The sequence below is a fragment of the Bradyrhizobium sp. in8p8 genome (assembly GCF_000426845.1).
Classification (GTDB): Bacteria; Pseudomonadota; Alphaproteobacteria; order Rhizobiales; family Xanthobacteraceae; genus Bradyrhizobium; species Bradyrhizobium japonicum_C.
In genome coordinates this window covers 1,029,714-1,044,470 of the sequence record NZ_AUGD01000001.1, presented here as the reverse complement: position 1 = coordinate 1,044,470, position 14,757 = coordinate 1,029,714, and the positions used below count along the sequence as shown (strand labels likewise).

Genomic DNA, 14,757 nt, shown 5'->3' with positions numbered 1-14,757 from the left:
GGAGCAAATCTCCATCCGGGCTGCGGGAGCGTGCCATGACCGACACCTCCCTCCACCGCGGCATCTCCGTCCATCGCATCGGCGCGATGATCCTGCGCTATTGGTATCTCTTGCTGTCGTCCTGGCCGCGGCTGCTCGAACTCTTGTACTGGCCGGCGCTGCAGGTCATCACCTGGGGCTTTCTCCAGCTCTACATCGCCGAGAATGCCAGTTTCTTCGCGCGCGCAGGCGGTACGCTGATCGGCGCCGTGATCCTCTGGGACATCCTGTTCCGTGGCCAGCTCGGCTTCTCCATCTCCTTCCTGGAGGAGATGTGGGCGCGCAACCTCGGCAATCTCATGATGAGTCCGCTGAAGCCGATCGAGTTTCTCCTGTCGCTGATGGCCATGAGCCTGATCCGGCTCGCGATCGGCGTGATTCCGATGACGCTGCTTGCGCTGTTCCTGTTTCACTTCAACGTCTATGCCCTCGGCCTGCCGCTGATCGCGTTCTTCTGCAACCTGATCTTCACGAGCTGGTCGGTCGGTATCTTCGTCTCGGGTCTCGTGCTGCGAAACGGCCTCGGCGCCGAGAGCATCGTCTGGACCCTGATGTTCGCGATTCTTCCGCTCGCCTGCGTCTACTATCCGGTCAGCGTGCTGCCGGCCTGGCTGCAATACGTCGCCTGGGCATTGCCGCCGACCTATGCCTTCGAGGGAATGCGCGCGCTCCTCATCGAGCACACCTTCCGAACCGATCTGATGCTGGAGGCGTTGGCCATCAATGTAGTGCTTTTGGGTGCATCTTTTTGGGCATTCCTTGCCCTTTTGCGCAGCGCCAGGGAGCACGGCTCGCTGCTGGCGGGCGGCGAATAACGTCACTTTATCGTGGATTCAGGCAGATTTGGCTGCTTCGGCTACGTAGATGTACGGAACCATGCATTGACGCAATATTACGCATTCGGCAGTATGTTGCGATGCGAAGAGGAATATAGCGATGCCCATTGGTGAGTTTGGCGGCGCGCCGCCCCTGGCTGCAGAAGGCAGTCCGGTCCTGACGACGCCGATGTACTGGATGTACGAGATGGCTCATGCCGCTCTCAATCCGGCACGTGCGGTCACCGACGCGACCAAGCTGTTGTTTCAGAATCCCCTCAATCCCTGGACGCGCACCGAGGTCGGCAAGTCAGTTGCCGCGGCCTGCGAATTGTTCGAGCGCACCACGCGCCGCTATGGAAAGCCTGAATGGGGCCTCAACGATACCGAGGTCAACGGCATCCGCGTCCCCGTCGAGATCCGCTCGGTGTGGGAGAAGCCGTTCTGCAAGCTGCTCTACTTCGATCGCAAGTTCGCCCGTCCGTTACGCAGCCCGCAGCCGCGCGTGCTGATCGTGGCGCCGATGTCCGGCCATTATGCGACGCTGCTGCGGGGCACGGTGGAAGCTTTCCTGCCGGCGCATGAGGTCTACATCACCGACTGGGCCGATGCCCGCATGGTGCCCTTGAGCGAAGGCCGCTTCGATCTCGACGACTACATCGACTACGTGATCGAGATGCTGCACGTCCTCGGCGGCAACACCCATGTGATGGCGGTGTGCCAGCCTTCCGTGCCCGTCGTGGCGGCCGTCTCGATCATGGAAGCGCGGCGCGATCCGTTCGTGCCGACCTCGATGACGCTGATGGGCGGCCCGATCGACACCCGCCGCAATCCGACCGCGGTGAACAATCTCGCCCAGGAGCGCGGCATCGACTGGTTCCGAAATCACGTCATCACCAAGGTGCCGTTCCCGCATCCGGGCATGATGCGCGATGTCTATCCGGGATTCCTGCAGCTCAACGGCTTCATCAGCATGAATCTCGACCGGCACATGGATGCCCACAAGCAGCTGTTTGCCAATCTGGTGAAGGGTGACGGCGATCTCGTCGACAAGCATCGCGACTTCTACGACGAATATCTCGCGGTGATGGATCTCTCGGCCGAGTATTACCTGCAGACCGTGGACACAGTTTTCGTGAAGCACTCGTTGCCGAAGGGCGAGATGACTCATCGCGGAACCCTCGTCGATCCTTCCAAGGTCAAGCGCGTCGCGTTGATGACGGTCGAAGGCGAGAACGACGACATTTCCGGTCTCGGTCAGACCGAAGCGACGCACACATTGTGCACCGCGATTCCCGATCATCGCCGCGTTCATTACGTCCAGAAGGGCGTCGGACATTACGGCGTGTTCAACGGCTCGCGCTTCAAGTCGGAGATCGTGCCCCGCATCCATGACTTCATGGTTTCGGCGGCGAATCCGAGCTCGTTGCAGGCCCTCGCGGCCGAATAAGCAGCAATTTCGGCTTTCCCGCCGAAATTTGGGTCCCTGCCGGAGGCTCCGGCAGCGAAAGATTGCCCCTAGATTCGCGGTATTTAGGTAGCTTTATAGGAGTGAGTCTTCCCTCACCCCTTGGGGGTGCCGCATGCGTCCAGCGAGGGCGAAAAAAGCCGGTTCCAACCCCAGTCTGTAGGGTCTCCCGGACGCCTGACCGCTGTATATTGGGCAAATGATTTGTTTTTGCGCCGAGCGCTTTCCATGGCGGCGGTTATGGCAGAATCCGGGCGTTCTCCTGCCCCCCGGACTGACAGACATGGCCACCCGCGCACTTCTTTATCGTCGGCCCCACGAACCGAAGACCCTCGTCATCACCCACGGATCGCAATTCTTTGCCATCCGATTGCGCCGGCACCGCCGCGCGCGCCGTTACACGCTCCGGATTCATCCAAGTGACCGCGAGGCCATCCTCACGATGCCCCCGCGCGGCACCTTGGCCGAGGCAAAGGACTTTGCGCAACGGCACGGCGCGTGGATCGCGGCCCGTCTCGGCCGCTTGCCGAAGGCAGCACCATTTCAACCGGGCACGGTGATACCGCTGCGCGGCACGCCGCATCGCATTGTTCATCGCGCCGGCCAGCGCGGCACGGTATGGACCGAGACGCGTGACAGCGGTGAACGCATCCTCTGCGTCGCCGGCGGCCTCGAGCATGTCGACCGCCGCGTCAGCGACTTCCTCAAGCGCGAGGCGCGCCGCGACCTGCAGCGCTCGGCCGAAGCCTACGCCGCCGAACTCGGCGTTCGCGTCAAGCGGCTTTCGATCCGCGACCAGTCCAGCCGCTGGGGCTCCTGTACCTCTGCCGGCTCGCTGTCGTTCTCCTGGCGTCTGATCCTCGCACCGCCCTTCGTGCTCGACTATCTCGCCGCCCACGAGGTCGCCCATCTCGTCGAGATGAACCACTCGGCACGGTTCTGGCGCGTGTGCGGCAAGATCTGCCCGTCGATGGAGCGCGCCAAGAAGTGGCTCGACACGTACGGGAACGATCTGCACCGCTACGGTGTCGAGGATTAGGGCCAGGCCGACGGCGAGATCTGGCGGCGCGAATGACATCGGACTGACGGCGCGAGGTTCACCTGCAGTGCGGTCTGCGCAAGCTGTTGATCTTGCTAGCGCTGCCTACTGTGCATGGGGTTGTTTTTCGCACCCGCCGCCGTGAGGTACCCAGAACCTCAGTGCGAGCTATCGGTTTCCGCCGAACAGCCGATCCATCAGCCACCCGTCGAGCCCTGCCGCCGGTTCGGGCCGCACATTCGCGCGCGTCGGGGGCGGCGGACGATAGCCGCCGTTGCTGGACGGAGCTGGTCCGGGCGCGGCCGGCGTCGGCGGCGACACCTGCGAGGCCGCGTGCGCGAGGTTCGACAGGCCCCAGCCACCGGGCACGCTCGGCAATGCCGCCACGGGCACGCCCTCATGCGCCGCCTTCATGAAGCGCGACCAGACTTCGACCGGCAGGCCGCCGCCGGTCGCTTTCTTGGTCGGCGAGTTGTCGTCGTTGCCGAGCCAGACGCCCGTGACGAGATTTGCAGTGTAGCCGATGAACCAGGCGTCGCGATAATCCTGACTGGTGCCGGTCTTGCCGGCCGCCGGCCAGCCGGGGATCTCGGCCTTCTTGGCGGTGCCTGATATCAGCGTCTCCCGCATCATCGCGTTCATCATGCCGACATGGCGGGTGTCGATGACCTGGTTGCGCTCCTCCGGCTGGCGCATGTAGAGCAGCTTGCCGCTGAGCGTCCTGATCCTCGTCACGACATGCGGCGCCACCGCGAGGCCGCCATTGGCGAACGGCGCGTAGGCGCCGACCAGCTCGACCATGGAGACTTCGGACGTTCCGAGCGCGATCGAGGCGTTCGGCTCGAGCTTGGAGGAGATGCCGAGCCGGTGCGCGGTGCGCACCACATTCTTCGGCCCGACCTCGAGCCCGAGACGGATCGCGACGGTGTTGAGCGACATCGCCAGCGCCTGCGTCAGCGTCACCGCTCCGAAATATTCGTGGGTGTAGTTCTCGGGTTTCCAGCCCTTGACCTCGATGGGAGCGTCCTGGCGGACGGTGTCGGGCGTCAGCCCCTGTTCGAGCGCGGTCAGATAGACGAACGGCTTGAACGAGGAGCCGGGCTGCCGCTTGGCGGTGACCGCGCGGTTGTACTGGCTGTCTGAATAGTTTCGTCCGCCCACCATGGCGCGCACTGCGCCATCGGGCGTCATCGCCACCAGTGCGCCCTGGCTGACATTGAACTTCACGCTCTTGGCCGCGAGCTCGTCGATGATCGCGGCTTCCGCAACGCTCTGCAGCTTCGGATCAATCGTGGTCTCGACCTTGATGCTCTCGTCGATCTGGCCGACCAGATCGTCCAGCACCTCGCCGATCCAGTCCGCGACGTAGTTCACCGTGCCGGCGCCGACGGGCTTCACGTTGTAGGAGGGGTGGCCGATCGAGGCCTTCGCCTGCGCGTCGGTGATGAACTGCGCATCCGCCATCGCAGCGAGCACGATCTGCGCCCGCGCTTCGGCACCTTCCGGGTTGCGGTTCGGCGCAAGGCGGGACGGCGACTTGACGAGGCCGGCCAGCATCGCGGCCTCGGCAATGGTGACGTTCTTGGCCGACTTGCCGAAATATTTCTGCGCGGCCGCTTCGACGCCGTAGGCGCCGGAGCCGAAATAGACGCGGTTGAGATAGAGCTCCAGAATCTCGTTCTTGGAATGCTTGCGCTCCAGCCAGATCGCGAGCTCCACCTCCTGCAGCTTGCGCCGCATGGTGCGTTCCTGGGTCAGGAACAGATTCTTGGCGAGCTGCTGCGTCAGCGTCGAGCCGCCTTGTGAGACGCCGCGATGGAGCACGTTGGTGACCAGCGCGCGCAGGATGCCGACGGGATCGATGCCGAAATGCGAGTAGAAGCGGCGGTCCTCGATGGCGATGAACGCCTTCGGCAGGTACGGCGGCAAATCCTTCAGCGCGACATTGGCACCGGCCATCTCGCCCCGCTGCGCCAGGATGCTGCCGTCCATCCCGACGATCTGGATCGTCGGCGGGCGCTTGGGGATTTCCAGCGACTGGATCGGCGGCAGATGGGCGCCGACATAGATCACGACGCCGATCACTGCGATGACGCCCCACAGGCTCAGCACCGCGCCCCAATAGACCAGACGGCCGAGGCCGAAGCCTCCACGCGACTTCGTGCGGCGCTTGGCGCCGCTGCGACCGGCGGGTGCCTTGCGCTCGCGCGGCGGCTCGTTGCCGGCATCGTCGCTCTTGCGCTTGGCGGATGTCTTGGAAGATTTCTTCGGCTTGTCGTCACCGCCGGGAATGCGGTCGGCCGGAGTGAGGCGCAGATCGGCGAGCGCGGCGGGCAAGCCGAACAGCGGCTCCTTCCGCGCACCCTTCTTCTTTCCCCACGCCATACGCAATACGCCCGGTCAGCTCGCCCCGCCGCACGCTAGCGGTCGCTGTTTAAGGCCCGGTTACCCCGGACCTTAACGCGCAATTAGGAGGTGCGGCATTCACCCGCCGCAGTTCCGCTTGAAGCGCCGCAGCGCTAGGATCGCCGGCACAAAGCAGACTTGGAACCTCACGAAGGGAGCACAAATGGGCCACATCGACCCGACCAAGGAGATCTTCGCGCAATTCCGGGAGGACGATCGCCCGGGCCCGATCCACATGCTCAATCTTGTGCGCTTGCGGAAAGAAGCGGCCTACCCCGATGGCCGCAAGGCCAGCGGCGCGGAAGCCTATGCGGCCTATGGCCGCGAGAGCGGCCCGGTGTTCGAACGCCTCGGCGGGCGAATCGTCTGGCAGGGAAAATTCGAGCTGATGCTGATCGGCCCGCAGGAGGAACGCTGGGACCATTGCTTCATCGCCGAATATCCGAGCGTCGCTGCCTTCGTCGAGATGATCCGTGACCCCGTCTACCGCGAGGCGGTGAAGCATCGCCAGGCCGCGGTGGAGGATTCCCGGCTGATCAGGCACGCTGTGCTGCCGGTAGGGAAGAACTTTGGGGAGATACCGAAGTAGACAACGTCATTCCGGGGCGACGCGAAGGCATCGACCCCGGAATCGCAAGGTTCCGGGTCTGGCGCTTGCGCGCCATCCCGGAATGATCGCGAAGCCTAGCCCGACGGCCCCGAGTCCTCGATGATCGGTCCGAACAGCTCCCAGCGTTCGCCGTTGAACTTCATCATCTGCATCTGCTTGTTGACGCGGTAGTCGTTGGGGCCGGTGTTGATCTTGATACCCGGCAGCGCAAGGCTCGGCGTGAAGCCCTTGATGTTGGCGGCCTGCTTCATGACGTTCTCGCGCGTCAGGTCGTCGCCGCATTGCTTGAGCACCTGCACCAGCAGTTCCGCCACCGAATAGGCGTAGGTGTTGATGGTGTTGAGCTTGTCTCCTTCGGGGAAGTACTTGTCCATGAAGGCGAAGAAGGCCTTCACACCTGGATCGTCCTTCCACTGGGGATCGCCCGGGTCCTTGCCGTAGTTCGTCGAGATGATGCCTTTGGAGATGTCGAGGCCGGCGGGCTTCAGCGTCGCCGACACCGGGCTCGCGTTGATGTCGAGGATATGCACCGGGGTCCAGCCGAGGTCGGCGAGCTTCTTGATGGCCTGCGCCGCGAACTTGGGCGTTGAGGCGTCATAGAACAGGTCGACGCCCATCGACTTCAGCTTGACCACCTGGGAGTCGACGGTCGGATCGGTCACCTCATAGGACACCTCGCCGACGATCATGTTGGCCTTGTCGCCAAGGCCGCTCTTGAGGCCGGCGAGATAGTCGCGGCCCATGTCGTCGTTCTGGTAGAGCACGCCGATCTTGGCGTTGGGGTGATTGGCGAGAATGTACTTGGCGTAGATCCGTCCCTCGGACACGTAATTGGGATTATAGGCCATGGTCCAGGGGTAGTTCTGCGGGTCGTTGAAGCGCGCGGCACCCGTCGAGGCGAGGAGCTGCGGGATCTTCTTGCCGTTGAGGTATTTCTGCACGGCGGCGTTCGCGGCAGTTCCGATCAGCTGGAAAGTGAACAGGACCTCGTCGCCTTCGACCAGCTTGCGGACCTGCTCGACCGTCTTCGGCGGCGAATAGGCGTCGTCATATTGGATCAGGTTGATCTTGCGGCCGTTGATGCCGCCCTGATCGTTGATCATCTTGAAGTAGGCGGCCTGGGTCTTGCCGATGTTGGCATAGACCGAATAGGCGCCGGAGAACGGCACAGTCTGGCCGATCTTGATCTCCGTGTCGGTTGCGCCGGTGTCGTATTTCTTCTGGGCGAGGGCCTGGCTGGTGGAGACCGCGACGGCGAGCGCCGCTGCGGCAGCTATGAAGGCTCTGCGATTGTTCATGTTGGGTCGTTCCTCCTGACGGAATTATCGGCCGACGGTCTTTCTCCGTTGATTGCAACGGTCGCCATCGCTGCCGAAGATTGTGGAGGAAGGTTTGCCGCTACGCAAGGATGGCGGCGCTGCGCCGTAGCGTCTCAGGCGAGAAACAATGCGACCAGAGCGACGGCCGCGGGCAGCGCCTGCACGATCAGAATCCGCGTGCTGACGGTCGCGGCGCCATAAGCACCGGCCACGATCACGCAAAGCAGGAAGAAGACCTTGATCTGGAATGCGAAGGTCGGGTTGCCGTGCGCAAGCCCCCAGATCAGGCCGGCGGCGAGGAAGCCGTTATAGAGGCCCTGATTGGCGGCCAGCACCTTCGTGATCTCGGCCTTCTCCGGCGTGTTGCGAAACACCTTGAGGCCCTGCGGCCTGTCCCAGAGAAACATCTCCAGGATCAGGAAGAAGACGTGCAGTGCTGCGACCAGCGCCACCAGGACATTGGCGATCAGGTTCAAGTTGACCTCCCCCGAAGCGTCAGCTTTCGGGTGGACGTTAGCACGGCCGGCATGGCAAGTGCGACGGGTGTGTTTCGATGCCTGGTGCCGCGATGCCCGCTCGTTCAACCAACTTGCCCGACCGCTTCGACCTCGATCGCGTGACGACGCCGATCGGTACCGCGCTGCTCGTCACCGATGCCGAAGGCGCGTTGCGTGCGCTCGACTGGGAAGACTACGAGCAGCGCATGCGTGAACTGTTGCGCCTCCATTACGGCACGGTGGATCTGCGCGAGCAGCCTGCGCCGACGGCGATGCGGATTGCGCTGGAGCGCTATTTCGACGGCGATCTCGGTCAGATCGCAGGCATTGCGTGGCGCATCGCCGGCACGCCGTTCCAGCAGAAGGTCTGGACTGCGCTCGCGCAGATTCCTGCCGGCACCACCATGAGCTATGGCGCGCTCGCGGCAAAGATCGCCATGCCCAGGGCGATCCGCGCCGTTGGTCATGCCAACGGCTCAAATCCGATCAGCGTGGTGCTGCCCTGCCATCGCCTGATCGGTGCGAACGGTTCGCTGGTGAAGTACGGCGGCGGACTGGAGCGCAAGCGCTGGCTGTTGCGGCATGAGGGGGTGGAGGTTTAGGTCTCCCCCATCGTCTTCCGGGGCGCGCGAGGCGCGAGCCCGGATCATCTATCCGCGTAACCGTTCGCTCAATGGATACCGGGTTCGCCGCTATCGCGGCGCCCCGGAATGACGAGAGGCCTCACGCCGCCGGCTGAACCGCTTTGTCGCTAGCCATCACATGAGTCAGCGCGCTCTTGATCGCGGCCTGCCGCGTCGGCGCGTTGATCTGCGCGCCCAGGAGGTCGGTGACGTAGAACACGTCGCGCGCGCGCTCGCCGAAGGTCGCGACATGGGCCGACGCAATATTGAGGTTTAGCTTGGAGATCGCCGTGGTCAGCTCGTAGAGCAGGCCGGGCCGGTCGAGGCCGGAGACCTCGACCACGGTGTAGCGGTCGGACCATTGGTTGTTGATGGTCACTTCCGGCTCGATCACGAACGGCCTCGCCTTGCTGCGCACGGTGCGCCGCGCGACGGCTTCGGGCAGGCGCAACTTGCCCTCCAGCACGTCCTCGATCATCTCGCCGATGCGCGTGGCGCGCCTTCCCTCGTCCTCGTCGCGATCGTATTCCCGGGAGATCGAGATCGTGTCGAGCGCGCGGCCGTCGGTCGTGGTGTAGATCTGGGCGTCCACGATGTTGGCGCCGGCCGAGGCACAGGCGCCGGCGATGATCGACAGCAGCCAGGGATGGTCGGCGGCGAAGATCGTCAGCTCGGTGACGCCGCGCACCTCGTCGAAGCCGACATTGATCGCGAGCTTGTGGCCGGCCTGCTCGCTGGAGCGGACGAAGCGGGCGTGGCGGATCTTGCGCGGCAGCTCGACCTTGAGCCAATAGGCCGGATAGTGCCGTCCGATATAGGCATCGAGCTCTTCCGCCGGCCATTCGGCAAAGGCGTTGCGGAATTCGGCATAGGCGGCCGTGAGGCGCTTGCCGCGATCGACTTCCGAGAAGCCGCCCGTGAGCACCGGCTCGGTTTCATAATAGAGCGAGCGCAGAAGCTGCGCCTTCCAGCCGTTCCACACGCCTGGACCGACACCCCGGATGTCGGCCGTGGTCAGGATGGTCAGGAGCTTCATCTGCTCGACCGACTGCACCACGGCGGCGAAATTCTCGATGGTCTTGCGGTCCGAAAGATCGCGCGACTGCGCGACCGTGGACATCGTCAGATGCTCCTCGATCAGCCAGGCCACGAGCTCGGTGTCGGCCGGACTGAAGCCGAGCCGCGGGCACAGCCGGCGGGCCACCTTGGCGCCAGCGATCGAGTGATCCTCGGGCCTGCCCTTGGCGACGTCGTGCAGCAAGGTCGCGATGTAGATCACGGCGCGGTGCTCCGGCCGGATCTTGCGGAAGAGGTCGCTGGCGAGCGCGAACTCCTCGATGCCGCCGCGCTCGATGTCCTGCAGGAAGCCGATGCAGCGGATCAGGTGCTCGTCGACGGTGTAGTGATGATACATGTTGAATTGCATCATCGAGACGATCTTGCCGAAGGCGCGGATGAAGTGGCCGAGCACGCCGGTCTCGTTCATCCGCCGCAGCACGATCTCCGCGTTGTCGGAGGTCAGGATCTCCATGAACAGCCGGTTGGCCTCGGGATTCTCGCGAAGCTGGGCGTTGATCAGGCCGAGCGAGCGCGTCACGTCGCGCATGGCATCCGGGTGGAAGGCGAGGTTGTTCTTTTGCGCCAAGCGGAAGATGCGGATCAGATTGACCGGATCGTGCTTGAAGATGTCGGGCGCGGCGACGTTGATGCGGTTGTTGTCGACGATGAAGTCGTCGCTGTCGGGGACGCGCCGCTTCACGGTGCTGGGGCGCAGCCGCGCCATCATCCGGCTCAGCACCGGCGCAGGCTTGGCCTGCTGGTCCTCGAGCTTGGCGCAGAGGATGGCGGTGAGGTTGCCGACCTCCTTGGCCACCAGGAAGTAGTGCTTCATGAAGCGCTCGACGTCCTGCATCCCGGGATGCGAGGTGTAGCCGAGGCGCACCGCGATCTCGCGCTGGAGGTCGAAGGAGAGGCGCTCTTCGGCGCGGTTGCAATGGAAATGCAGATTGCAGCGCACCGACCAGAGGAAATCCGCGCAGCGACGGAAGGAGCGATATTCCTGCGCATCGAACACGCCGCGCACGACCAGCTCGTTCGTATCGCGGACGCGGTAGACGTACTTGGCGATCCAGAACAGCGTGTGCAGGTCGCGCAAACCCCCCTTGCCGTCCTTGACATTGGGCTCGACCAGATAGCGTGACTGGCCGCCGCGGCGGTGCCGCTCTTCGCGCTCGGCGAGCTTTGCGGTGACGAATTCAGACGCGGTGCCCTGCACGACCTCCTTGTCGAAACGCTCGACCAGCTCGTCATAGAGCGGCTTGTCGCCGGTGAGGAAGCGCGTCTCCAGGATCGCGGTGCGGATCGTCATGTCGCCGCGCGCCTGCCGGATCGATTCATCGACCGAGCGCGTGGCGTGTCCGACCTTCAGCCCCATGTCCCAGAGACAATAGAGAATCGCTTCGGCGACCTGCTCGCCCCAGGCGGTCTGCTTGTAGGGCAGGATGAAGAGCAGATCGATGTCCGATTCCGGCGCCATCAGGCCGCGGCCGTAGCCGCCGGTCGCCACCACCGCCATGCGCTCGGCGCCGCTCGGGATCGGCGAGCGGTACAGATGGCGCGTCGCGGCAGAGTACAGGATACGGATGATCTCGTCCTGCACGTGGCACAGCCGCTCGGCGCAGCGGCGGCCGTGGCGGTCCTTCAGGAGGATCGCCTGTGCGGCGGCGCGCGCGGCGATCAGCTCCGCCTTGAGCAGTTGCGCCATCGCCGTGCGGAACGCGTCCTCGCGTCCCTGATGCTTTTCGGCAAGCGCATCGACCGCGGCGGTGATCCGCGCGGTATCGAAGCGATCGTCCGCCCCGGCCTTCTGCTCAGTCGCGATGCTGTCCATGTCTCTCCGGATATAAGAGGTGAAAGGCGCTGTCACCCGCCAATCTCTGGCAATAGTCGTTCCATGCTGGAAAGGCGCGGCTTCGGGCAAGTCTGTCCTCAGCTCGGGTACTTTGGAGGGACAGATTTCTCATTGACCTCTAGATATAACTCATTGAAAGACAATGAAGTTTTTGGAGGAGGCTGAGCGTGACCAGGATTACACGACGCATTCTGTTGGCAGGCGCGGTGGCGCTCGCCGTGACTCCCGCGGCACGGGCGGCGGATCCGCTCAAGGAGATCCGCATCGATTGGGCGACCTACAATCCGGTATCGATGGTCCTGAAGCAAAAGGGTCTTCTGGAGAAAGAGTTCGCCAAGGACGGCATCAAGGTCACCTGGGTTCAGTCGGCCGGGTCCAACAAGGCGCTCGAATTCCTCAACGCCGGCTCGATCGATTTCGGCTCGACCGCGGGCTCGGCGGCGCTTGTCGCCCGCATCAACGGCAATCCGATCAAGTCGATCTATGTCTATTCACGCCCCGAATGGACCGCGCTGGTGACGGGCAAGGACTCCAGGATCGCTGCTGTTGCCGATCTCAAGGGCAAGCGCGTCGCGGTGACGCGCGGCACCGATCCGCACATCTTTCTGGTGCGTGCGCTGCTCGGCGCCGGCCTGACGGAGAAAGACATCACACCCGTGCTCCTTCAGCATGCCGATGGCAAGACCGCGCTGATCCGCGGCGACGTCGACGCTTGGGCCGGTCTCGATCCCATGATGGCGCAAGCGGAGGTCGAGGAGGGCGCAAGGCTGTTCCACCGCAAGGCTGAGGCCAACACCTGGGGCATCCTCAATGTGCGCGAGCAGTTCTTGAAGGATCATCCCGAGGCCGTCCGCCGCGTCCTCTCGATTTACGAGGAAGCGCGGAAGTACTCGCTGGCGAACTACGACGAGCTGAAGAGGACCTTCATCGCCGTCACGAAACTCCCCGAGGCGGTCGTCGACAAGCAGTTGAAGGACCGCACCGAGCTCACCCACAGCCGCATTGGCGCCCCCCAGCGCGAGTCGATCCTCGCCGCCGGTCTCGCACTCCAGCAAGCCGGCGTCGTCGATCCCAAGGTCAACGTCAAGGCGACGCTGGACGCCCTGATCGACGACCAGGTCCCGCTGCCGACGAATTGAGGTCGGCAGAGAAGAGGCGGACAAGCGCAGCAGTCTCCGCTGTCGTCCCGGGCAAGCGTGAGCGCAGACCCGGGACCCGTAATCAAGGGGAGTCGTTTGGCGCGGAAGACGTCACTCCGGGTCCCCGTAACCACATCGTCCTGGGGTTATGGGCCTCGATCTGCGCTTCGCTTGTCCGGGGCGACGGCGGAGAATGTCGCGCGCCCTTGCATTCCTTCACCAGACACGCTTGCTAATGGCCATGATCTCCGACGCGCCAGTTCTTCGACAATCCTCTGATACAGCCGAGCGTGCCGCCGCAACATCGGCGCTGTCGCGCTTTGGGCGGCCCATGCTGGGTGTGCTGCTGCCGGCCTCGCTGGCGCTTGGCTGGGAGCTCGTGGTCTGGTTTGGCTGGTCCAACGGCCGGCTGGTGCCGCCGCCCTCGCGCGTCCTGGTCGAAATCGCCGAGCTCGCCCACTCTGGGGAGCTGGTCCGCCACATCACGGCGACGCTCTGGCGCGTCGGCCTCGGCTTCCTGTTCGGCGTGGTTGCGGGCACGCTGCTCGGCGCCATCTCCGGCTATTGGTCGCTGGCGCGCCGGCTGCTCGATCCGACCGTGCAGGCACTGCGTGCGATTCCCTCGCTCGCCTGGGTGCCGTTGTTCATTCTCTGGCTCGGTATCTTGGAGACCTCGAAGAACGCACTGATCGCGGTCGGTGTGTTCTTTCCGGTCTACCTGGGCGTGATGGGCGCGATCCTGTCGGTCGATCGCAAGATCGTCGAGGTCGGTCGCACCTTTCGCCTGTCCGGGTTCGCCATGATCCGCCGCATCCTGTTGCCTGCGGTGCTGCCCGCCTATGTCGTGTCCTTGCGCGTCGGACTTGGGCTCGGCTGGATGTTCGTGGTCGCGGCCGAGCTGATCGGCGCCGCCGAAGGCCTCGGCTATCTCCTGCTCGATGGCCAGCAGCTCGGCAAACCATCGCAGATCCTCGCCGCCATCGTGATCTTCGCCGTCCTCGGCAAGCTCACGGACTGGCTGATCGAGATCGGGTCCGCGCCCTTCCTGCGCTGGCAGGACGCCTTCTCGCGCGCGGCGGGAGCTTGAGGCAATGCTGGCGCTCGACCGGGTCAGCAAGACCTATCCCAACGGCGTCGAGGCGCTGGCGCGCTTCTCGGCCGAGATCAGGCAAGGCGAGATTATCGCCATCATCGGCGGCTCCGGCTGCGGCAAATCCACATTGTTGCGCGCCATCGCCGGCCTCGACCGTGCCAGCTCAGGCTCGGTGACGCTCGACGATGAGGTCATCACCTCGCCGCACGCCAAGATAGGCATCATCTTCCAGGAGCCTCGGCTGCTGCCGTGGCTCAGCGTCGCCGACAACATCGGCTTTGGGCTCGCCGATTTGCCCGCGATCCAGCGCCGCGAGAAGGTGGCGCGCGCGCTCGAGCGCGTCGGGCTCGCCGACAAGGCGCAGGCCTGGCCGCGCGAGCTCTCCGGCGGGCAGGCGCAGCGGGTTGCGATTGCGCGGGCGCTGGTGCCGCAGCCGGAGGTGCTGCTGCTCGACGAGCCGTTCTCCGCGCTCGACGCTTTCACCCGCAGGGATCTCCAGGATCATCTGCTCGACCTCTGGGCCGACACGCGGCCGACCTTGATCCTCGTCACTCACGACGTCGACGAGGCCGTGGTGCTGGCCGACCGCGTGCTGGTAATGCGACCGCGACCGGGCAGGCTGTTCGACCAGATCGGGATCAATCTCGGCCGGCCCCGCGACCGCAACTCGCCCCTGTTCGAGAATTTCAAGCGCAGCGTGCTGACCTCACTCGACCGATCGCTCGACCGCAGCGTGCCCGACCGCGACGCAACAGAGGGTCCCGGGCGGGCCATGTGGTGGTGACAATCTTGCTGCGA

At 64.3% G+C, this 14,757-nt stretch carries 12 protein-coding genes; 8 read left to right on the top strand and 4 right to left on the bottom strand.

From position 1 onward, the window contains the following. Positions 1-35 precede the first annotated feature (35 nt). The 3 genes from K408_RS0104945 to K408_RS0104935 all read left to right on the top strand — a co-directional run bounded on the left by K408_RS0104945 (position 36) and on the right by K408_RS0104935 (position 3,361). Positions 36-854 (top strand): ABC transporter permease, encoded by an 819-nt coding sequence (locus K408_RS0104945; RefSeq protein WP_024336925.1) that lies wholly within the window; start codon positions 36-38, stop codon positions 852-854. 121 nt (positions 855-975) lie between these two features. Continuing rightward, on the top strand, positions 976-2,304 hold the full coding sequence (locus K408_RS0104940) for a polyhydroxyalkanoate depolymerase (RefSeq protein WP_024336926.1): 1,329 nt from the start codon (positions 976-978) through the stop codon (positions 2,302-2,304). A 217-nt stretch (positions 2,305-2,521) separates the two neighbouring features. Beyond that, the gene (locus K408_RS0104935; RefSeq protein WP_024336927.1) at positions 2,522-3,361 is read left to right on the top strand and encodes a M48 family metallopeptidase; all 840 of its coding nucleotides are present in this window, start codon (positions 2,522-2,524) and stop codon (positions 3,359-3,361) included. A gap of 168 nt (positions 3,362-3,529) precedes the next feature. On the opposite strand, the gene K408_RS0104930 is transcribed toward K408_RS0104935, so the two are convergent. Continuing rightward, positions 3,530-5,746: a transglycosylase domain-containing protein gene (locus K408_RS0104930; protein WP_024336928.1), complete on the bottom strand. Its 2,217-nt coding sequence runs from the start codon at positions 5,744-5,746 to the stop codon at positions 3,530-3,532. 184 nt (positions 5,747-5,930) lie between these two features. Here K408_RS0104930 and K408_RS0104925 point away from each other — a divergent pair, with 184 nt between their 5' ends. Beyond that, positions 5,931-6,356, top strand: coding sequence for a DUF1330 domain-containing protein (locus tag K408_RS0104925; RefSeq protein WP_024336929.1), 426 nt, complete (start codon positions 5,931-5,933; stop codon positions 6,354-6,356). Between the two features lie 95 nt (positions 6,357-6,451). Here K408_RS0104925 and K408_RS0104920 read toward each other — a convergent pair whose 3' ends face one another. Then, entirely contained in the window at positions 6,452-7,675 is a 1,224-nt protein-coding gene (locus K408_RS0104920) for an ABC transporter substrate-binding protein (protein WP_024336930.1), read from the bottom strand. Between the two features lie 134 nt (positions 7,676-7,809). Then, a complete protein-coding gene (locus K408_RS0104915; protein ID WP_024336931.1) occupies positions 7,810-8,166 on the bottom strand; it encodes a DUF1304 domain-containing protein in 357 nt (118 codons plus the stop codon). Positions 8,167-8,264: 98 nt separating this feature from the next. Here K408_RS0104915 and K408_RS0104910 point away from each other — a divergent pair, with 98 nt between their 5' ends. Beyond that, positions 8,265-8,795, top strand: a complete 531-nt coding sequence (locus K408_RS0104910; RefSeq protein WP_024336932.1) for a methylated-DNA--[protein]-cysteine S-methyltransferase — start codon at positions 8,265-8,267, stop codon at positions 8,793-8,795. A 121-nt stretch (positions 8,796-8,916) separates the two neighbouring features. On the opposite strand, the gene K408_RS0104905 is transcribed toward K408_RS0104910, so the two are convergent. Next, positions 8,917-11,706, bottom strand: a complete 2,790-nt coding sequence (locus tag K408_RS0104905; protein ID WP_024336933.1) for a [protein-PII] uridylyltransferase — start codon at positions 11,704-11,706, stop codon at positions 8,917-8,919. Positions 11,707-11,894: 188 nt separating this feature from the next. On the opposite strand from K408_RS0104905, the gene K408_RS0104900 reads away from it, so the two are divergent. From K408_RS0104900 to K408_RS0104890, 3 genes are all read left to right on the top strand, one after another. After that, entirely contained in the window at positions 11,895-12,866 is a 972-nt protein-coding gene (locus K408_RS0104900; protein ID WP_024336934.1) for an aliphatic sulfonate ABC transporter substrate-binding protein, read from the top strand. A gap of 241 nt (positions 12,867-13,107) precedes the next feature. Next, complete coding sequence (locus tag K408_RS0104895; RefSeq protein WP_024336935.1) at positions 13,108-13,953, top strand: ABC transporter permease; 846 nt, start codon at positions 13,108-13,110, stop codon at positions 13,951-13,953. A 4-nt stretch (positions 13,954-13,957) separates the two neighbouring features. Then, complete coding sequence (locus K408_RS0104890) at positions 13,958-14,743, top strand: ABC transporter ATP-binding protein (RefSeq protein WP_024336936.1); 786 nt, start codon at positions 13,958-13,960, stop codon at positions 14,741-14,743. Positions 14,744-14,757 lie beyond the last annotated feature (14 nt).

Coding starts and splice junctions, on each gene's coding strand:
- K408_RS0104945 (WP_024336925.1), top strand. CDS start 36: ATGACCGACACCTCCCTCCACCGCGGCATCTCCGTCCATCGCATCGGC.
- K408_RS0104940 (WP_024336926.1), top strand. CDS start 976: ATGCCCATTGGTGAGTTTGGCGGCGCGCCGCCCCTGGCTGCAGAAGGC.
- K408_RS0104935 (WP_024336927.1), top strand. CDS start 2,522: ATGATTTGTTTTTGCGCCGAGCGCTTTCCATGGCGGCGGTTATGGCAG.
- K408_RS0104930 (WP_024336928.1), bottom strand. CDS start 5,746: ATGGCGTGGGGAAAGAAGAAGGGTGCGCGGAAGGAGCCGCTGTTCGGC.
- K408_RS0104925 (WP_024336929.1), top strand. CDS start 5,931: ATGGGCCACATCGACCCGACCAAGGAGATCTTCGCGCAATTCCGGGAG.
- K408_RS0104920 (WP_024336930.1), bottom strand. CDS start 7,675: ATGAACAATCGCAGAGCCTTCATAGCTGCCGCAGCGGCGCTCGCCGTC.
- K408_RS0104910 (WP_024336932.1), top strand. CDS start 8,265: ATGCCCGCTCGTTCAACCAACTTGCCCGACCGCTTCGACCTCGATCGC.
- K408_RS0104905 (WP_024336933.1), bottom strand. CDS start 11,706: ATGGACAGCATCGCGACTGAGCAGAAGGCCGGGGCGGACGATCGCTTC.
- K408_RS0104895 (WP_024336935.1), top strand. CDS start 13,108: ATGATCTCCGACGCGCCAGTTCTTCGACAATCCTCTGATACAGCCGAG.
- K408_RS0104890 (WP_024336936.1), top strand. CDS start 13,958: ATGCTGGCGCTCGACCGGGTCAGCAAGACCTATCCCAACGGCGTCGAG.